Origin of the sequence: Kitasatospora sp. NPDC090308, assembly GCF_044769485.1 — a bacterium.
Classification (GTDB): Bacteria; Actinomycetota; Actinomycetes; order Streptomycetales; family Streptomycetaceae; genus Kitasatospora; species Kitasatospora fiedleri.
Genome location: NZ_JBIVXY010000001.1, coordinates 530,819 through 548,582, shown reverse-complemented (window position 1 = coordinate 548,582; position 17,764 = coordinate 530,819). Strand labels below are relative to the sequence as shown.

At 74.8% G+C, this 17,764-nt stretch carries 16 protein-coding genes; 3 read left to right on the top strand and 13 right to left on the bottom strand.

All coding sequences use genetic code 11. The features are described from left to right. The first annotated feature begins 89 nt into the window (after positions 1-89). Positions 90-1,394: a PP2C family protein-serine/threonine phosphatase gene (locus ACIQVD_RS02345; RefSeq protein WP_402285396.1), complete on the top strand. Its 1,305-nt coding sequence runs from the start codon at positions 90-92 to the stop codon at positions 1,392-1,394. 82 nt (positions 1,395-1,476) lie between these two features. Here the strand turns inward: ACIQVD_RS02345 and ACIQVD_RS02340 are convergent, their stop codons facing one another. The 9 genes from ACIQVD_RS02340 to dacB all read right to left on the bottom strand — a co-directional run bounded on the left by ACIQVD_RS02340 (position 1,477) and on the right by dacB (position 11,457). Continuing rightward, on the bottom strand, positions 1,477-2,391 hold the full coding sequence (locus ACIQVD_RS02340; RefSeq protein ID WP_400686922.1) for an ABC transporter substrate-binding protein: 915 nt from the start codon (positions 2,389-2,391) through the stop codon (positions 1,477-1,479). A 353-nt stretch (positions 2,392-2,744) separates the two neighbouring features. Next, a complete protein-coding gene (locus ACIQVD_RS02335; protein WP_400686924.1) occupies positions 2,745-3,317 on the bottom strand; it encodes a hypothetical protein in 573 nt (190 codons plus the stop codon). A 106-nt stretch (positions 3,318-3,423) separates the two neighbouring features. Continuing rightward, positions 3,424-3,921 (bottom strand): hypothetical protein, encoded by a 498-nt coding sequence (locus ACIQVD_RS02330; RefSeq protein ID WP_100835908.1) that lies wholly within the window; start codon positions 3,919-3,921, stop codon positions 3,424-3,426. Next, complete coding sequence (locus tag ACIQVD_RS02325) at positions 3,918-5,681, bottom strand: alpha/beta hydrolase (RefSeq protein WP_400686926.1); 1,764 nt, start codon at positions 5,679-5,681, stop codon at positions 3,918-3,920. The genes ACIQVD_RS02330 and ACIQVD_RS02325 overlap by 4 nt, the downstream gene beginning before the upstream one ends. Before the next feature lie 2 nt (positions 5,682-5,683). Beyond that, on the bottom strand, positions 5,684-6,025 hold the full coding sequence (locus ACIQVD_RS02320) for a type VII secretion target (RefSeq protein WP_400686928.1): 342 nt from the start codon (positions 6,023-6,025) through the stop codon (positions 5,684-5,686). Between the two features lie 244 nt (positions 6,026-6,269). Further along, a complete protein-coding gene (locus tag ACIQVD_RS02315; protein WP_402285392.1) occupies positions 6,270-7,736 on the bottom strand; it encodes a pyridoxal phosphate-dependent decarboxylase family protein in 1,467 nt (488 codons plus the stop codon). Next, positions 7,733-9,091 (bottom strand): MFS transporter, encoded by a 1,359-nt coding sequence (locus ACIQVD_RS02310; protein ID WP_402285390.1) that lies wholly within the window; start codon positions 9,089-9,091, stop codon positions 7,733-7,735. The genes ACIQVD_RS02315 and ACIQVD_RS02310 overlap by 4 nt, the downstream gene beginning before the upstream one ends. Next, positions 9,088-9,705 (bottom strand): TetR/AcrR family transcriptional regulator, encoded by a 618-nt coding sequence (locus ACIQVD_RS02305; protein ID WP_400686934.1) that lies wholly within the window; start codon positions 9,703-9,705, stop codon positions 9,088-9,090. The genes ACIQVD_RS02310 and ACIQVD_RS02305 overlap by 4 nt, the downstream gene beginning before the upstream one ends. A gap of 141 nt (positions 9,706-9,846) precedes the next feature. Continuing rightward, positions 9,847-11,457 carry a D-alanyl-D-alanine carboxypeptidase/D-alanyl-D-alanine-endopeptidase gene (gene dacB / locus ACIQVD_RS02300; protein WP_402285388.1) on the bottom strand — a complete coding sequence of 537 codons (1,611 nt, stop codon included), beginning with the start codon at positions 11,455-11,457 and terminating at the stop codon, positions 9,847-9,849. Between the two features lie 236 nt (positions 11,458-11,693). Between dacB and ACIQVD_RS02295 the strand changes: the two genes are divergently transcribed. Continuing rightward, positions 11,694-12,269, top strand: a complete 576-nt coding sequence (locus tag ACIQVD_RS02295) for a TetR/AcrR family transcriptional regulator (RefSeq protein WP_400686939.1) — start codon at positions 11,694-11,696, stop codon at positions 12,267-12,269. A 227-nt stretch (positions 12,270-12,496) separates the two neighbouring features. Here ACIQVD_RS02295 and ACIQVD_RS02290 read toward each other — a convergent pair whose 3' ends face one another. Then, complete coding sequence (locus tag ACIQVD_RS02290; RefSeq protein ID WP_402285385.1) at positions 12,497-13,003, bottom strand: FBP domain-containing protein; 507 nt, start codon at positions 13,001-13,003, stop codon at positions 12,497-12,499. Positions 13,004-13,274: 271 nt separating this feature from the next. On the opposite strand from ACIQVD_RS02290, the gene ACIQVD_RS02285 reads away from it, so the two are divergent. After that, entirely contained in the window at positions 13,275-13,760 is a 486-nt protein-coding gene (locus tag ACIQVD_RS02285) for a DoxX family protein (RefSeq protein ID WP_402285384.1), read from the top strand. Between the two features lie 132 nt (positions 13,761-13,892). Here the strand turns inward: ACIQVD_RS02285 and ACIQVD_RS02280 are convergent, their stop codons facing one another. From ACIQVD_RS02280 to ACIQVD_RS02270, 3 genes are all read right to left on the bottom strand, one after another. After that, on the bottom strand, positions 13,893-14,678 hold the full coding sequence (locus ACIQVD_RS02280; protein WP_400686945.1) for a glycoside hydrolase family 16 protein: 786 nt from the start codon (positions 14,676-14,678) through the stop codon (positions 13,893-13,895). 193 nt (positions 14,679-14,871) lie between these two features. Then, positions 14,872-16,566, bottom strand: a complete 1,695-nt coding sequence (locus ACIQVD_RS02275; protein WP_402285382.1) for an ABC transporter substrate-binding protein — start codon at positions 16,564-16,566, stop codon at positions 14,872-14,874. Between the two features lie 136 nt (positions 16,567-16,702). Beyond that, a complete protein-coding gene (locus ACIQVD_RS02270; RefSeq protein WP_402285852.1) occupies positions 16,703-17,758 on the bottom strand; it encodes an ABC transporter ATP-binding protein in 1,056 nt (351 codons plus the stop codon). Between the last annotated feature and the right edge of the window lie 6 nt (positions 17,759-17,764).

Sequence of the window (17,764 nt, the reverse complement as noted above, 5' to 3'; positions counted from 1 at the left end):
GTCGGGACCTTGGCGGGCAGTGGCCGGGACCCGTCGCACCCCACGATGGAAGGAAGTCCGCACCCGTACCGGTCGTCCAGGAGGTCAGCATGGCAGCGTCGCCCGCCACCGCAGTCCGCAGCGCCGGCCCCATCCCGCGCCCGGCCGCCGCCCCGCCGCCGGAGAACGCCGCCGGGCGCGGTATCGGGAGCGGCGTCGAGGACAACGCCGGGAGCGGCATCCGGAACAGCGCCGGGAGCGGGGCCGGGAACGGCATCCAGGACAGCGGCGGGAACGGCGGCGCGAACGGCGGCGGCCGCGACCCCCGGCAGGCCGGGGCGCGCTGGGAGGCCGCGATGGCCCGGGCGCTGCGGGTGCCCGTCTGGGTGCGGCTGCTGCCGGTCCTGCTGCTGGTGGCGGACCTGGTCCTGGAGTGGTCGATCCCCAGCTCCGTCGCGGCGGGCTTCCTGCTCACGGTGATCCCGGTGGTGGTCGCGTCCAGCGGCGGGTCCGCGCTGGTCGCCGGTTCCGCCGTCGTCACCGTCGCCCTCCAGGCGCTGCTCGCCCTGCGGGCCGGGCACCTGACCGAGCAGCACCACCTGTGGACCTACCTGGCCACCGTGCTGGCCGGCGCGATCGGTGCCGGACTCGCCGCGCAGCGCCGCCGCCAGGCCCGCGACCTGGTCCGGATGCAGGCCGTCACCGACACCCTCCAGCACGCCGTGCTGCGCCCGGTCCCGGCCCGCGCCGGGGGCCTGCGCACCGCCGGGCTCTACCACCCCGCGCAGGCGGACGTCGGCATCGGCGGCGACCTGTACGAGGTGTGCGAGACCCGGTACGGGACCCGGATCCTGCTCGGGGACGTCCGCGGCAAGGGGCTGGACGCGGTGCGCACCGCCGCCGACGTGATCGGCGCGTTCCGGGTGGCCGCCCACGAGACCGCCGAACTCGGCGAGCTGGCCGACCAGTTGGACCGGCAGGTGTGCCGTGACGCCGAACAGGGCGGCGACCGCGAGCTGTTCGTCACCGCGGTGCTGCTCCAGCACCGTCCCAGCTCCGCCGAGATCGACCTGGTCAACCGGGGCCACCTCGCCCCGCTGCTGGTGGCCCCGGGCAGCGTCGGCACCGTCCGCTGCGCGGAGGACCTCCCGCTGGGCCTGGGCCACCTCGCCGCCGGTCCGCCCGAGCCGCCCGCCACCGTCCCGCTGCCGCCCGGCCGGACCCTGCTGCTGCACACCGACGGCGTCACCGAGGCCCGCGACCGGGCCGGTGCGTTCTACCCGCTGGCCGCCCGCCTGGCCACGCTGCCCGCCACCGACCCGGACGCCGTGGTCGCCTTCCTCGACCGGGACGTCCGCCGCCACGCCGGCTCCCTGACCGACGACGTGGCGGTGCTCGCCTTCACCCCCGCCTGAGCCCGAGCCCGAGCCCGCGTCCCGGGCCCGAGCCCGAGCGCGCGTCCGAGCCCGCGTCCGAGCCCGCGTCCGCGTCCCGGGCTCACGGCCCGTTGGTGACCGCGTTCTGGATCGCGCCGACCTGCAACTGGTGGTCGGCCAGCACCTGGTCGTAGGTGCCGTCGGTGATCAGCCGGTTCATCGCCCGCATCAGGACGTCGCGCAGCTGCTCGTCGTCCTTGCGCAGCGCGATGCCGAACGGGCGGGGCTGGAGCTGCGGGCCGCCGATCTGGAGGGTGCCGCCGTTGTCGACGGTCTGCACGGCGTACGTCGCCTTGGGGTAGTCGGTCATGTAGGCGTCCGCGCGGCCCTTGAGGTTCTCGATGGCGGCGTTGTCGCTGTCGGTCTCCATGACGGTCAGCGGCTTCCCGTTGTGGTCGCAGACCGTCTTCTGCCGGCTCACCAGGTCGGCGTGGGTGGTGCCCTTCTTGACCGTGACGGTGTGCCCGCACAGGTCGTCGATCTCGTGGATGTTCTGCGGGTTGCCCTTGTCGACGGCGATGCCGATGCCCGCCATGAAGTAGTCGACGAAGTCCACGCCCTCGTTGATCTGCTTGCCGTCCTTGTCGACGCCCTGCTCGCGCTCCCGGGTGTCGGTGATGCCGGACATCGCGATGTCGTACTTGCGCCCCAGCAGCCCGGGCAGCACGTTGGCGAACGGCCCGGCGTCCTGGAACTCCAGCCGGATGCCGAGCAGCGAGCCCAGCTTCTGCGCCAGGTGCGGGTCCAGCCCGTCCGGTTCGTTGCGGTCGTTGCGGTACACCACCGGCGCGGCGGTGAACGAGGCGCCGACGGTCAGCACCCCGGACTTGCGCACCCGTTCCGGCAGCAGCGCGCGCAGGTCCGTCGGCCGGTGCGAGTCACCGCCGATGCCGACGACGCCGCAGCCGCTCAACAGCAGCACCCCGCCCATCACGGCGGCGAGCGCGGCGCGCCCCCGCCCGTCCAACTGAGCCATGTCGTCTCTCCCCGTGGTCGACGCGGAACACGACAAGCCCAGGGACGACGGACGGCACGGCGGCATGACGGCGGAACGCGGCATGGCGATACCGAGGAAGACCCCTCGGCCGGCCGCCGTTCCGGCTAGATCGTTCCGATGATAGCCAGCATGGTCACGACAGCCCAATGCCATCCGCCAACTACCCTCCGTCAGACCCGCGTTGACGCCCGATCAGCACCCATCGGCCCCGTTTCGTCCCGCCGCCGTCCCCGGCCCGCCACCCGCCCGCCCGGTGCGGGCACGAACGGGCGCTGACGGGCACGGACGGGCGCTGACCGGCACGGACGGATCGGGCGCTGACGGACCCGGGCTCAGGACCAGCCCGGGTCGTCGAAGGTCGGCATGGTGTCGGGGCCGCCGTCCGCGCCGGTGGGCAGCGGGCTGGGGGCGGGGCCGAACGGGGCGGTGGTGCCGGGGTCGGCGATCCAGGCGTCGGCCACCACGGTCACGTTGCCGGGGACGCCGATGGTGACCGTCACGCCGGTGCCGTCGGGGGCGGCGGCGCTCGCCTCGTACGGGGAGTCCGTGTCGTGCAGGGTGTAGCCGAGGCCCTTCCAGTACGTCCTGAGCTGCTCCAGCAGCCGCGGCCGGTTGGCGGCGGCGATCCTGGTCAGCACGTACCGGCGGAGCGTCAACTGCGCGGTGCCGTCGGGGTCGCGGGCCGCGTTCTCGTGCGGGACGGCCCGGAACGCGTCGTCGGCGTACCGCACCGCCGGGGTGAGCGCCCCGGTGGTGCCGTCCACCACGGTCTGCAACCGCCCCCGGGCGACGTCCAGCGCCACCGCCGGGCGCCGCGCCGTCCCGCCGTCCCCGGACGGGCCGCAGCCCGCCGCGCCCAGCACCAGTGCCAGCACCGCGACGGCGCCCGCCACCCGCAGCCTCATCCGACCTCCCGCTCCCCGCCGATTCCCGGTCCGCCCGGTGGTCCCGTCCGCGCCGCCCGTCCGCGCCGCCCGCCCCCGGCCGACCGGCCGATCGCTGCTTCCGACCCTAGACCGACCAGAACGGGTCCTGCCGCCGGGGCATGGTGTCCATCGACCCGTCCGGCCCGATCGGCACCGTGCTGTCCCCGCCGAACGGGTACGAGGTGTCCGGCGCGGCCAGCCCGTCGACCCGGGCCAGCAGCGTCCCGTTGCCCGCGAAGCCGATCCGGAACTCGGCCGTCCCGAACGGGGACTTCGCCCGCAGCACCGGCACCACCGGGTCGTCCTCGCCGTCCACCGCCCAGCCGCGCTCCCGCCAGGCCCGGCCCAACTGGGCGAGCAGCTCCGGGTAGCGGTGTTCGGCCACCCGGGTCAGCAGGTAGCGCCGCTTCTCCAGGTGCGCGGTGCCGTCCGGCTCGCGGGTGAACGCGTGCTCGTGGGAGACCGCGACGTACGGGCCGTCCGCCCAGACCACCGGCGGGGTGAGCGCGGCGGGCGCGGAGTCCAGCAGTTCGTCCACCGCGGCCCGGGCGGCGAGCAGGTCGCGCGCCAGGTCGTCGTTCATCGGTACTCCTGTCCGGACACCCGGTCGCCGTGGCCGGAGACGATCAAGCCCATGTTGCGCAGCGAGTGCCCGTCCCGGCCGTCGCCCTGGTTCCAGTAGTCCGAGTGCGACTCGAAGCCCAGCGGGCCGTCCGCGACGTCGAAGCGGTGCGCCCCGAACTCGCCGCTCGCCGGGTCCTGGCCGAACCACAGCTCGTGCGGGTCGCCGTGCCCGGCGATCTTGTCGCCGAGGAAGCCGCCGGCCACCGCGCCCAGCGGGCCGGCCAGCACCCCGCCGATGCCCGCGCCGATGCCGATGCCCTTCGCGTCGTCGTGGCTGGGCAGGTGGGAGACCGGGTCGTGCTCGGCCGCGCCCACCCAGACGTGGTCGGCGCCGACGCCCAGCTGGCCGGCCTGCTGCGCGCCGGTGCCGGGCGAGCCGACCAGGATGATGTCGTCCGCGGGGATGCCGCCGGGGCGCTGCGCGGCCTGGCCGACCGTGAGCGAGCCGTAGCTGTGCCCGAGCGCGGTCAGGTGCGCGGGCTGCCCCTCGTGCGAGGCGCGCAGGCCCTGTAGGAACTCCTGGTAGGCCGCGCCGCCCTGTTCGGCGCGCTCCTTCCCGGCCACCGCGAACATGTCCGGGCTGAGGCCCTTGACCTGCGGGGTGTCGTACCCCAGCCAGGCGATCGAGGCGGTGGAGCGGCTCGGGTCGAGGTCGTGCGCGGTCTGCCACAGGTCGCGGGCCCGGTTGGCGTCGCCGCCGCCCATGTTCTTGACCTCGGTGTTCAGGCCGGGCACGTACGCCACCACGTCGTCCGCGGTGTCCGGGTTGCCGTACGCGATCGCGGCCCGGCCCTGGCCCTGGTCGCCGATCACCATCAGGTACGCGGGGGGCTGCTTGCCGGTGTCGTCGCGGAGCCGGTCCTGGATCGCCCGGAAGCCCTCCAGCTTCTTCCGGTCCCACTCGGACAGGTCGGTGCGGGAGGACAGGTCCTGGACCATCCGGTCCAGGGTGATCCGGTTGGCCTGGTCGCGGGCCGGGGTCGGCAGGCCGTCGCGGTTGCCGAGCTCGGCCGGGTACGCCCGGATCAGGCGCTGCTGCTCGTCCGGCGGGAGCGACTTCCACCAGGCGTTGACCTCGGACGGCGGAGCGTCCTGGCCCGGCATGCCCGCGCGGACCAGGTCCTCGGGGCCGCCGAACGGGTTGAGCGCGCCCAGCACCGCGCTGTTCAGGCGCATCGCGGCGGTGCCCGGGTCCAGGCCGGCGCCGGTCCGGGCGTCGTCGGTGTACCGGCGCAGGCGCTGGGCGGTGACCTGGTCGGCGTGCGCGGCCTCGGACAGCGCGTCGGCGATCCGGTCGCGCAGCTCGGTGCCCCGCCGGGAGCGGTCGGGGGCGTCGGGGTCGTGCCGTTCGGCGGCGCTCGGCGGCGGCCAGGAGATCCCGCCGTCGTCCGAGACCGTGAAGCCGCCCGCGTCCGCCTCGGCGAGCGCCGCCCGGAGCTTGGAGCGGGCCAGCAGGAACGCCTCCGCGCCCTCCCGCAGCACGGGCGCGATCCGGGCCAGCTCCAGGTGCGCGGCGGTCAGCTTGCCGGTGGTCCGGGCCAGCGACTGCCGGGCGCCGTCCGCGGCCCGGCCGCGCCAGCCGGAGTCGCGCACCCGGCCGTCCACCCCGTCCCGCCAGGTGTCGGTGTGGCCGGCGAACGCGGCGGCCAGCGAGGCGTACGCGTCGGCGGCCGTGAACAGCCGGTCCGGGTCCGCGTCGCGCAGCGTGGGGACGTCCATGCTCACCGCCCCGTCAGTCCGCCGGCCGCGTCCTGCTCGGCCCGGCGGTAGTTGGCCGCGGTCCGCCGCAGGTTGCCGCCCTGCCGGTCCATCTCGGCGGAGAGGCTGTCCAGCAGCCGCTTCCACTCGTCGGTGCAGGCGTTCAGCTCCCCGCCGGTCGTCCACCCGCGCAGCCCGGCCTCGGCGTCGTCCGACGCCCCCAGCACCCGCGAGGTCCCGCCGGGCACCTGCTCGGCGACGCTCCCCGCGGTCTGCCCCGCCCCGTCCAACTCGCCCGGCTCCACTTGGAACCCGTCGCCGCTGCCGCCACCGCCGCCGCTGCCGTCCGGCCCCACGCTCAGCACGCCATCCCCCACCACCGGTGTCAGTCCGACCACTTGAGCGCGCCATGCTAGCGAACCGACCCGCCGCAACCGCACGCGTTCACCACATTCGCACCCCGCTCGCCCATCCGTCGCTTGGGCACCCCTTGGGGTTTCCTTTGCCGGATCGGGGTGCCGGATCGGGGCGCCGGACCGGGCGAATCGCGACCGCCCCGCCGCGGCCGCCCGATCCGGTGCCCCGCCCCTGCTCCCGGGCCCCCGGCCGCTACGCGTCCAGGTAGGGGCTGTACAGCGCGGAGAGGAACCGGGTGGCGAGCCGGTCGCGCAGGTGCGGGGGGAGGCCGTCGAGGAGGCGGTTGACGCCGGCCATCCGGGTGGTGGAGCCGGGGGAGAGGTCGAGGCCGGCGGCCGGGAGGAGGGCGGCGAAGGTCGCGTCGTCCAGGGTGGTGAAGTCGAGCTGGTCGAGCAGGGCGAGGATCTCGGTGGGCGGTGCCACCGGTCCGCGCGCCCGGACGGCGGCGACGCTCGCGCGCAGGGCCGCGAGCAGGTCCTCGACGCCCTCCCCGCTGACTCCGGTGAGGGTGAGGTGCAGGCTGGCGGGCAGGCCGTCGACGCTCAGCTGGGGTTGCAGGAAGAAGCCGCGCTCGCGCGACTCGTCCGCCAACTCCCAGAGGTCCAAGGGATCTTCGCCCTCGGTGCCGATCGCGACCAGCGTGGCGTCCGGCGAGCCGAGCACCCGCAGCCCGTCGATCTCCCCGACGCCCGCGATCAGCCGCCGGGTCGCGGCGAGCGCCGAACGCCCCAACTCCCGGTAGCCGTCCGCCCCGAGGGCCTGCAGGGTGGCCCAGGCCCCGGCCAGCGGTCCGGCGCCCTTGCTGCTCTGGACGGTGGAGTTGACCACCGGGTAGCCGGGCCACTGCGCGCAGGCGAAGTACGCGGCCAGCCGCATCGCCTGGTCGCGGAAGAGCAGCACGGAGGCGCCCTTGGGCGCGTACCCGAACTTGTGCAGGTCGCAGGAGAGCGAGGTGACGCCGGGCACCGACAGGTCGAACGGCGGGACCTCGGCCCCGGCCTCGGCCAGCCAGGGCAGCAGCCAGCCGCCCACGCAGGCGTCCACGTGGCAGGGCAGGCCGCGTTCGGCCGCCGCCGCGGCGATCGCCGCGACCGGGTCGACCACCCCGTGCGCGTACGAGGGCGCGGAGGCGACCACCAGCACCGTCCGGTCGGTGCAGGCCGCCGCCACCGCCTCCGGCACCGCCCGGAAGGTCGCCGGGTCGACCGGCACCGCGACGACCTTGACCCTCAGGTACGTCCCGGCCTTGAAGAACGCGGCGTGCGCCGTCGCGGGCACCACGATCTCCGGCTCGGCGACCTCGGGCCGGGCGTCCCGGGCGGCCTTGACGGCGAGCAGGATCGACTCGGTGCCGCCGCTGGTGAAGATGCCGGGCGTGCGCCCGTCCCCGCCGAGCCGGGCGGCGACCGCGCCGACCACCTGCCGCTCCAGGGCGACGGTGCTCGGGAACGCGGTCGGGTCGAGGCCGTTGACCTCCAGCATGGCCAGGTACGCGCCCTCCGCGGCGGCCCGCACCTCGGGCCGCCCGGCGTCGTAGGTGTAGGCGGTGGTGCGCCCGCCGCGGGTGGGCAGGTCGGCGGCGGTGAGCGCGCGCAGCTCGGCGAGCAGCTCCTCGGCGGGGCGGCCGGCGGCCGGCAGCCCGTTCTGACGGTCCGTCACGAGAGTTCTCCAGCAAGCGAATCGACGACAACGGCGGGAACGGCGGCCCGCCGCCGCCCGTACGCCCGCAGGGCGGGCAGCGAGGCCAGCATCAGCACGGCCGGGACCAGGCTGAAGCCGAGCAGGACGCCGGCCCGGGCGGTGGCGGTCTGCGCGACGGGGTGGTCGGTGGTCGAGGAGGCGAAACCGGCGGCGGCCAGCGCCAGCGAGAACAGTCCGGGCCCGGCGGCCAGCCCGGCCGTCTCGCCCGCCGTCCACAGGCCGGTGAACGCCCCGGACTGCAGGCGCCCGGTGCGCGCCGCGTCCGCGTGCACGGTGTCCGGCAGCAGCGACAGCGGCAGCACCTGGAGCGCCGCGTACGCCACGCCGAGCAGCGCGCACAGCACCAGGGTGGCGGTGACCCGCGCCGCCCCCGTCCCGGCGGTGGGCCACAGCGCGGCGGCGGCCAGCGCGAACAGCGCGGTCGCGGCGCCCAGGCAGCGCAGCCGGCCCCAGCGGGCCGCGGCCCGGCCCCACAGCGGCACGGCGACGGCGCTCGGCGCGACCAGGCAGACGAACAGCACCGAGGTCAGGCCGTAGCCGCCCAGCCAGTAGGCGGCGGTGTACGGGGCGGCGGCCAGCATGATCGCCACCGCGGCGGCCTGCAGCACGAACGCGCCCAGCAGCGCGAAGAACGCCCGGTTGCCGCGCGCGGTGCGCAGCGCGGCCCGCAGGCCGAGCGGCTCGGGGCCGGGCCGGGCGGCCACCCGGCGGGCGCCCAGCGCGGGCACCAGCAGCGTCGCCAGCAGCAGGACGGCGATCACCGCGCCCATCACCGCGTACCCGCGCCGCCCGCCCCCGGCCAGCGACACCAGGGCGGGGGCCAGGCCGCCCGCGACCAGGATGCCGACGGTCAGGCAGACGATCCGCCACACCGTGATCCGGGTGCGCACCTCGGGGCGGTCCGACATCTCGGCGGGCAGCGCCACGTACGGGACCTGGAACAGGGCGAACGCGCTGGAGGCCAGCACGAAGGTGACGGCCACCCAGGCGGCGGCGCCGGCGCCGGTCAGCGGGGAGAGGAACATCGCGGCGAAGGCGACGGGCAGCGCGAGCGCGCCGGCCAGCAGGATCCGGCCGCGGCGGCCGGTGCGCAGCGCCTCCCGGTCGCTGGCGGCGCCGACGGTCGGGTTGAACAGCGCGTCCCAGGCCTTCGGCAGCGCCACGACCAGGCCCGCGACCCCGGCGGGCACGCCCAGCGCGTCGGTCATGAAGTACAGCAGCAGCAGGCCGGGGACGGTCGCGTGGATGCCCGTCCCGACCGAGCCGAGCGCGTACCCGGCCAGCTCCCGCCGGCCTATGCCCCCGGCGCTCACGGCGTCCCCCCGATCCCCAGCTCGCGCAGCACCAGCGCGTGCAGGTGGGCCCGGAACCGGGGGACCTGCCCGCGGATCATCGACCGGCAGAAGCCGTGCACCGTCCACAGCACCGTCCACACCGCCAACTCGGCGCGCTCCGGCGGAACTCCCGGCAGCGCGGCGGCCAGCGCGTCGCGCACCGACTCCAGCAGCGGCCGGGTGTACTCCTCCTCCAGGCCGGCGAACTCGGCGGCGTCCGCCAGCCAGCGCCGCATCCACAGCGCGGGCACGTCCGGCCGCTCCAGGCAGAAGTCCAGGTACCGGTCCGCGAAGGCGACCGCCGCCCCCGCCGGGTCCGCCCCCGCCCGCGCCCCGAACTCCCGCAGCGCCCCCGCCACCGCCGCCCGCTCGGCCTCGTGCGCCCGCCGCATCACCTCGCGGTACAACTCGCCCTTCCCGCCCACGTGGTACGCGACGGTGGCGACGTTCAACCCCGCGGCGGCGGCGATCGTCCGGGTGGTCGTCCCGTCGTACCCGCGCTCCGCGAACAGCGTGGTCGCCGCCGCGACGATCCGCTCCCGACTCAGGTCGGCCTGGCTCTGCGGCGCGCTCGGCGCCGGTGGCTCGGTCATGGCGGGGAGCGTACGCGCGCCACCCGCGTCAATCAACCGTTTGATGGATGACGGCCGTGTGAAATCCGCAGCCGCCGAAAACCGCCCCGGACCCCGCCGCGCGGTGCGGCGGGGTCCGGGGCGGGAAGGGCTCGGCGGGGCTCAGCAGTGGGCGACGGCCTCGCAGTCCTCCCAGCGGGTGCCGGTGTAGCCGTCGTCCGCGGCCGGGGCGTTCAGTGACCTGGCCTTCTGCTGGGGGGTGCCGGCCGCGGGCGTCGTGGCGGGGCCGGTGGCCAGGCGGACGGCGATCGCGTCCAGGACCGGGCGGGGGCTGGTGCCGGCGAAGTCGTTGATCAGCACGGCGAAGACCAGGCGGCGGCCGTCGGGGGCGGTGGCGTAGCCGACCAGGTTGTCGACGCCGCCCATCGAGCCGCTCTTGGCGTGCACGTTGTTCGCGGCCTTGGTGCCGGTCATCCGGGCGGCCAGCGTGCCGCCGACCATCCGCTGCGGGTTGCCGGCCACCGGCAGGGCGTCGTACCAGGCGCCGAACCAGGGCCGGTCCTGGACCAGCCGGAGCAGGTCGGCCATCTTGGCCGGGGTGATCAGGTCGTAGCGGGACAGGCCGGAGCCGTCGACCTGCCGCCCGGCGGGGGTGCCCAGCCCGTTGGCCTTCAGGAACGCCTGGACCTGGGCGATGCCGGTCGCCCAGTCGCCGCGGCCGCCCTTGACCTTGCCGATCTCCTTGGTCAGGTGCTCGGCCATGCCGTTGTTGCTGATCTTCAGCATCGGGACGACCAGTTCGGCCAGGGTCTGCGAGCGGTGCGAGACCAGCGGCTGCGAGCCCTCCTGCCCGGTCGCCGCCTGCGCGCCGCCGTGCGCCACCCGCACGCCGTGCCGGGCCAGCGCGCCCGCGAACACCCGGCCCGCGTACGTCGACGGGTCCTCGACCGTCACCCAGGAGGTGACCGGCGCGGCCCCGGCCGCGATGCTGCCGGACAGCGCCAGCTCGTTGCTGCCGCGCCCGCGGTCCACCTCGACGGACGAGCCGCTGCCCGCCGCGCCGGTGGCCACCGACCCGGCGAACGCCATCGGCGCCTCGGCCGGGTTCAGGGTGACCTTCGCCGCCTGCCCGGCGGCCGCGCCCGGCGTGACCGTCACCTGCACGGTGTCCATCAGGTACTCGGGGTCGTTGGCGACCGTCAGCCCGGATATCTGCGGGCTGTACGAGTACGGCTCGTCGTCCCAGGCCCAGCCGGGGCCGAGCGGCGTGCTGTCGTAGCGGGTGCCGTCGGCCAGCACCCGGCCAGTGACGGTGGTGATCCCGGACGCCGCGACCTGCGCGGCCAGGTCGTCGAGGTCCTGCACCAGCAGGGTGGGGTCGCCGCCGCGCAGCACCAGGTCGCCGACCACCTTGGAGCCGTACCGGCTGCCGGTGGTGCGCACCTCGGTGGTGAACCGGTAGTCCGCGCCGAGCAGGTCGAGCGCGGCGGTGGAGGTCACCGTCTTCATGGTGGACGCCGGGGTGAGCAGCGCCTGCGGCTGCCGGGCGTACAGCACCTGCCCGGTGGCGGCGTCCAGCACCTCGACGCCGGTCTGGGCGTTGGCCAGCCGGGAGTCGGACAGCAGGGCGTCGAGGTCGGCGGTCAGGGTGGCGTCGGCCGGGGCCGGGTCGTCGGCCTGGGCCGAGCCGGCGAGCAGGGAGGCGGCGAGGACCGCGGCGGCCAGCGGCAGGCTGCGGCGGTACCGGTGGTGGCGGGGCGGGCGTCCGGGCAAGGGTGCTCCAGGGTGCGGATCGGCCGGGGGCACACGTCACCCGCGCCCCCGTTTTGGCATGGACATTACCATTTGCCGGGGTATCGGTTGATCTCTCCCCGGCCCTGCGGAACCCCGGCCGTACTCCCCGCGCCGACGTTCCCACCCGATACCGACGCGGCGGCGCCGGAAAAGGTCGCACCCGAATCCCGATAAACTGGCCACCCGCTCGAAGGGCCACGCACAGGACGGGGAACATGGCTGCGCACGCTGGGCTGACGGTCGAACGCATCACCCGCGCCGCCGCCGAACTCGCCGACCAGGTCGGCATCGAGAAGGTCACCGTCTCCGCGCTGGCCCGCCGGTTCGGGGTGAAGGACGCCAGCTTCTACTCGCACGTCAAGAACCTCCAGGAGATCCGGGTCCGGGTCGCCCTGCTGGCCTCCGACGAGCTGAACCAGGCGCTGGCCGCCGCCATCGCCGGCCGCTCCGGCGGCGAGGCGCTGACCGCCTTCGCGGACGCCTACCGGCACTACGCGCTGGCCCACCCCGGTCGCTACGCCGCCACCCAACTGCCGCTGGACCCCGACCGGTTCACCGACACCGCGGTGTTCGCCCGGAGCATCGAACTGACCTACGCGGTGATGCGCCACTACCGCCTCGACGAACCCGACCTGACCGACGCCGCCCGCCTCCTGCGCAGCACCTTCCACGGCTTCATCGGCATCGAGAGCGCCGGCGGCTTCAACCACCCGCGCGCCGCCGCCGACTCCTGGCGGCGCATCACCACCGGCCTGCACCACCTCCTGGAGAACTGGCCCCCGGCCCGCTGAACCCCTGCGCGCCGCCGCCGCAACTCCCTTTCGGCGCTTGGACGTTCGCCGCCGGACCGTCCGCCACCGCACCGGTCAGCGGGGCGAACGCCCCCACCCCGAACACCAGCGCCGCCCGCACCAGCGCAGGCCGCACCACCTGCCGTCGACGGACGCCCGCGCCACCGGAGCGCCCGCCCCCGCCCTCGCCTCCGTTCCCGCCCTCGCCTCCGCTCCCGCCCCGCCGCTCACGGCCGCACCACCCGGTCCAGGAACGCGGCCAGGTTCACCCGGACCCGGGCGACCCGCTCCTCGGTGCTCAGGCTCTTCCGCATCCGCACCCCGCCCGCCGACGCCCGCCGGTGCCCTCGCACGTACAGCGAGCGCGCCAGGTCGCCGCAGAAGTACTCGCCCGCCGACGCGTACTCCTCCCCGGACGGCCGCCCCGCCTTCCGCGCCGTCAGCAGCGCCACCCCGGACGCCGCGTGCACCGTCCGGCAGATCGAGCACATGGCCCCCTGCCGGGCCCCGGCCCCCGCCCGCTGCGCCCGCCGCAGCGTGACGCCCACCAGCCGCCCGCCGTGCTCGGCCACCAGGTGCCCCCGGTCGGGGGCTCCGGGGTCCCGCCACCCCAGGAAGTCCAGTTCCTCCCACGGCAGTTCGGCCAGGCCCCGGGGCAGCGCGAGCCGACTCGCCTCGCCCTTGGTGCAGTTGACGAACGACGCCCGGATCGCCGGTTCGGTCAGCGCTTTCATGATGCCTCTCGCCCTCTCCGCTCCTGCTCGCGCCTAGGGTCCCTAGGCTTGAGCCAAGCTATCCTAGGGAACCCGCCCCGCCAAACCGATTTCCCACCCCTCGCCCCGCTCCTCGCCCCGCTCCTCGCCCCGCCCGGCCGCTCCGGTGCGTGAGCGGCCCGTGGCCGTCCGGTTGTGGAGAATTCGCGAGGATGGTTGCGCCTTCAATCAAAAATAGGTGAGGCTAACCTAAGTTTCTGTTGTGAACGCGCTGAACGCGTCGCATGCGCCCATGGAGGCCCCCATGTCCCCGTCCGCTCCTCACCACACGGTCGAAGCGGCCCGCCCCTACCTCGTCGGCCTGACCCGCGCCGTGACCGGCCTGCTCTTCGCCTGCCACGGCGCGGCCTCGCTGTTCGGCGTCCTGGGCGGCGCCAAGGGCGGCGGCACGGTGGAGACGCTGTCCTGGCCCGGCTGGTACGCGGCCGTCATCCAACTCGTCGGCGGCACCCTGGTCCTGCTCGGCCTCGGCACCCGGACGGCCGCCGTGGTCTGCTCCGGCTCGATGGCCTACGCCTACTTCTCCGTCCACCAGGAGAACGGCCTGCTCCCGATCCAGAACGGCGGCGAGAGCGCCGCCCTCTTCGCCTGGACCTTCCTGCTCCTCGCCGCCACCGGCCCCGGTGCCCTCGCCCTCGACGCCCTCCTCCCGACCCGCCGCCGCACCGGCACCCCGGAGCCCGCCACCGCCCCGGACCCGGCCGCCGCCACCGCCTGACCCCGGCCCGCCCGGCCGCGGACGCACGAACGCGCGGACGCACGAACGCGCGAAAGCCGCCCGGCGCGGGGTGGGGGACCCCGCGCCGGACGCCTCACCGTCCTATCGCTTCAACGCCGCACCGGCCGGCGCTCAGTACTTGGTGTACTTCATCCAGTCGTAGCGGGCGGTGAGCGGCGTGCCCGGGTAGGTGAAGGGGCTGAGCCAGCTGTCGACCCCGGTGCCGGGCCACAGGTTGGCGATGAGCCGCATCGGGTGGGTGGGCAGGGCGCCGCGCGAGCCGTTCTCCTGGTGGACGAGCTTGCCGTCGACGAACCAGTTGATGGTGCCCTGGTTCCACCACTCGATGGCGTAGTTGTGGTACCCGGCGGAGGCGTCGAAGCCGAGGTCGATGACGGTCTCGTGGCCGCCGACGCCGTTGGTGAAGTAGTTGGTCTGGAGCTGGGTCGGGTTCTTGCCGAGGATCTCGACGTCGATCTCGTCCCAGGGCTGGTTGTCGCTCGGCCCGGTGTAGGTGAAGAACCCGGTGACCGTGCCCGGGTTCTTCACGGCCTGGAGCCGGGCCTCGAAACGCCCGTACGAGAACAGGTCGTTGGAGCGGAACTCGCCGGAGGCGTAGGGCCGGCCGGAGCAGCCGCTCGGGCAGGTGGCGGTGTCGAGGTTCTCGCCCATCACGCCGCCGTTGAACCAGACGTGGTCGGCGCGCCAGCCGGCGTTGAACATGCCGCCGTTGGTCCAGCCGTCGGCCTTGTGCCAGCGGCCGGTGTCGAAGGAGTCGAAGTTGTCGGTGAAGCTGCCGCCGATGGCGGCGTTGGCGGCGGGGCTGGCGATCGGGCTGACGGTCAGCGCGAGCGCGGCGAGCGGGGCGAGCAGCCAGCGACGGCCGCGGAGTTGACGGGACTGCGCAGAGGATCGCATGGTCGGCCTCCTTGGGGCACGGGTGGGTGGGGGATGGTGCCTGTGGTGCCTGTGGTGCGCCGCGCGCGGACGCCGGTGGGGGTCCGTCGTGTCGCGCGCGGAACTCCGGGGTGGTGGGGGGAAGCGCTCCCGTCCGGCGGGTCCGGAAGCGCTTCCACCCGTGGGCGTACGGCTCTGCCGCCCGGTGCGCGGGTCAGTCGCGCGGGGCCAGCTTGAGGATGATGTACTCGTACGCCTGGCTGTTGGGCGACGGGTTCATGTACGGGTCGCTCTCGTTCGGCCAGCCGGTGAACTGGGTGTCGTTGTACTCGTACCAGGCGGGGCCGTAGAAGACCGGCACGGCGGGCACGTCCTGCGACATGATCCGCTGCAGGTCGTGCAGCGCGGCCTGCTCGGCCGCCGGGTCGGCCGCCGATTCGAAGGCCTTCACCGCGTCCAGCGACTTCGCCGGGTCGTACTTGCTGAAGTCGCCCGCCGCGACCTTGCCGGTCTCGGCACCCATCCGCGGGTCCAGCACGTACTGCAGGCGCTGGTAGGCGGTGCCCCCCTGGCCCCAGTGGATCGCCGCGTCGTACTTTCCGGTGGTGATCGCGGTGTTCCAGCTGTTGAAGTCGAACGCGCCGTTCGCGTCGACGTCGAAGCCGAGCGCGTCGAGGTCCTTGGCCATCGCCTGGGCCGCGCACCAGTAGTCGGTGAACGAGTTCGGGTCGATGATCGTGAACTTGATCGTCCTGCCGTCCTTGGTCCACTTGCCGTCGGTCTTGCTCCAGCCGGCCGCGCCCAGCAGCGAGTCGACCTCGGCGGCGTCGGCCTCCGGCTTGAGGTCGTCCTTCAGCGCCGGGTCCAGCGCCTTGGCGTCGTTGGGCAGCAGCAGGCCGCTGGAGGAGGTGGCGGGCAGCGCGTAGTCGGTCTCGCACTGGCTGGTGTACGCCTTGCGGTTCATGCCCGCGCTGATCGCCTGCCGCACCGCCGGGTCGGCCAGCGCCGGGGCGCTCCCGCTCTTGGTGTTGAGGAAGAGCGAGGCCGTGTTGGACGCCGGGAAGTACGGCGCGTCCTCCTGGAACAGGTGGTGGTGCTGCGGGTTCTTCCCGACGAAGGTGTTCAGCACGTTGTTGATGTTGTTGCCCGCGAGGTCGATCTCGCCGGAGCTGAGCGCCAGGGCGGCCGCGTCGTTGGTGGCGTAGGCGGGGAAGGAGATCCGCTTGACCTTCGGGGTCTCGCGGAACCGCGGGTTGACCTTGAAGGTGACGTTCTGGCTGGTGAACTTGTCCAGCAGGTACGGGCCGGTGCCGATCAGCCGGTCGGCCTTGATCACCGCGGTGGCCGGGTCCTGGACGCCGGACCAGACGTGCTGGGGCACGATCAGCTGGTTGGCGATGCCGGCGAAGTTGGCCTTCTGCGGGACGTCGAAGCTCATCACCACGGTGTCGGCGTCGGGCGTCTCGATGGTGCCGGGCAGCGGGGCGCCGCCGCCGTTGGCCGCCGGGTTGGCCTTCAGCAGCTCGAAGGTGAACTTGACGTCGGCCGAGGAGAACGCCTGGCCGTCGCTCCACTTGACGCCCGGGGCCAGCGTCAGCTTGAGGGTCTTGTTCCCGTTCGACCACTCGTAGCCCTTGGCCAGCCACGGGATCGGGTCCTGCTCGGTGAGGGTGTTGAACTGGAACAGCGGCTCCCACACCAGCGAGCGGGCGTTGGCGAGGGTCAGGAAGGAGTTGCCGTCGAACGGGTTGTAGTTCTCGGTGAAGGAGGGCACCGGGTTGGACTCCACCACCAGGGTGCGGTCCTTCGCGGCCTTGCCCGAGCCCGCGCCGGAGCCGGAACAGGCGGTGATACCGAGGCCGATCGCCGCGACCAGGGCGGCGGCTCTCCGAGCGGTGGAACGGCTCATGGTGACGTGCTCCTTCTGTGGTTCGGCGCCGACTCGGCGGCGGCGTCGAGTCCCGGCGGTCGCACGCCGCCGGGCGGGGTTTCGGTGGGAAGCGCCGTACGCGGACGTACGGGACCAGGGGTGCGGGACGGGCCCGCTACTCGCCGGGGTAGGGGGTGGCACCGTCGGCCTCGGCCACGGCGGCGGGCCCCACGGCCTCCGCCGTCCGGTCCGGGCTCAGCAGCCAGCAGGCCGCGACCCGGTCGGGCCCGGCCGGCAGGGCGGGCGGCGCGGCCTCGGCGCAGACCGGCATCGCGAACGGGCAGCGCGGGTGGAAGCGGCAGCCGCCCGGCGGGTCGATCAGGCTCGGCGGCGCGCCCCGGCCGCGCAGCACCACCGGCCCGCTGCGGTGCGGGTCCGGCGCGGCGCTCAGCAGCAGCCGGGTGTACGGGTGGGCCGGGGAGTCGGTGATCTGCTGCGCGGGGCCGGACTCCACCACCTGTCCCGCGTACATCACCACCACGGTGTCCGCCAGGTAGCGGGCCGAGGCGATGTCGTGGGTGACGTAGAGGATGGCCAGCCGCTCGCGCTCGCGCAGCTCGTCCAGCAGGTTGAGCACGCCCAGCCGGATCGAGACGTCCAGCATCGACACCGGCTCGTCGGCCAGCAGCACCCGGGGGCGCACCGCCAGGCCGCGGGCGATGGCGACCCGCTGGCGCTGTCCGCCGGACAGCTCGTGCGGGAACTTGTCAAGGTAGCGGTCGGCCGGGGTGAGACTGACCCGCTCCAGCAACTCCTCGGCCAGCGCGTCCAGTTGCTCACCGCGCGCCTTGCGGTGCAGCTTCAGCGGCCGCTCCAGGTGGTAGCGGACGCCGTGCACGCCGTTCAGCGAGGAGAACGGGTCCTGCAGGACCAGGTGGACCTGGCTGGTGTACGCCCGGCGCTCCCGGGCCGAGGTGCCCACCGGCTCGCCGTCGAGCAGCAGTTCGCCCGAGGTCGGCGCGATCAGCCGGGTCAGCAGCCGCGACAGCGTGGACTTGCCGGAACCCGACTCGCCCACCACCGCCGTCACGGTCGCCTCGGGCAGCGCCAGCGAGATGTCCTCGGCGGCGTGCACCACCGCGCGGCCGCGCAGCCCCCGGTGCACCGGGAAGTGCTTGGTCAGGCCCCGGGCCTCCAGGGCCGGGACGCCCGGCCGCTTGGGGCCGTGCACCACGCG

What these genes read in the sequence shown, in the direction of transcription:
- ACIQVD_RS02340 (WP_400686922.1), bottom strand. Translation starts at nt 2,391, where the DNA reads ATGGCTCAGTTGGACGGGCGGGGGCGCGCCGCGCTCGCCGCCGTGATG.
- ACIQVD_RS02345 (WP_402285396.1), top strand. Translation starts at nt 90, where the DNA reads ATGGCAGCGTCGCCCGCCACCGCAGTCCGCAGCGCCGGCCCCATCCCG.
- ACIQVD_RS02335 (WP_400686924.1), bottom strand. Translation starts at nt 3,317, where the DNA reads ATGAGGCTGCGGGTGGCGGGCGCCGTCGCGGTGCTGGCACTGGTGCTG.
- ACIQVD_RS02305 (WP_400686934.1), bottom strand. Translation starts at nt 9,705, where the DNA reads ATGACCGAGCCACCGGCGCCGAGCGCGCCGCAGAGCCAGGCCGACCTG.
- ACIQVD_RS02285 (WP_402285384.1), top strand. Translation starts at nt 13,275, where the DNA reads ATGGAGGCCCCCATGTCCCCGTCCGCTCCTCACCACACGGTCGAAGCG.
- ACIQVD_RS02275 (WP_402285382.1), bottom strand. Translation starts at nt 16,566, where the DNA reads ATGAGCCGTTCCACCGCTCGGAGAGCCGCCGCCCTGGTCGCGGCGATC.
- ACIQVD_RS02295 (WP_400686939.1), top strand. Translation starts at nt 11,694, where the DNA reads ATGGCTGCGCACGCTGGGCTGACGGTCGAACGCATCACCCGCGCCGCC.
- ACIQVD_RS02290 (WP_402285385.1), bottom strand. Translation starts at nt 13,003, where the DNA reads ATGAAAGCGCTGACCGAACCGGCGATCCGGGCGTCGTTCGTCAACTGC.
- ACIQVD_RS02325 (WP_400686926.1), bottom strand. Translation starts at nt 5,681, where the DNA reads ATGGACGTCCCCACGCTGCGCGACGCGGACCCGGACCGGCTGTTCACG.
- ACIQVD_RS02330 (WP_100835908.1), bottom strand. Translation starts at nt 3,921, where the DNA reads ATGAACGACGACCTGGCGCGCGACCTGCTCGCCGCCCGGGCCGCGGTG.
- ACIQVD_RS02280 (WP_400686945.1), bottom strand. Translation starts at nt 14,678, where the DNA reads ATGCGATCCTCTGCGCAGTCCCGTCAACTCCGCGGCCGTCGCTGGCTG.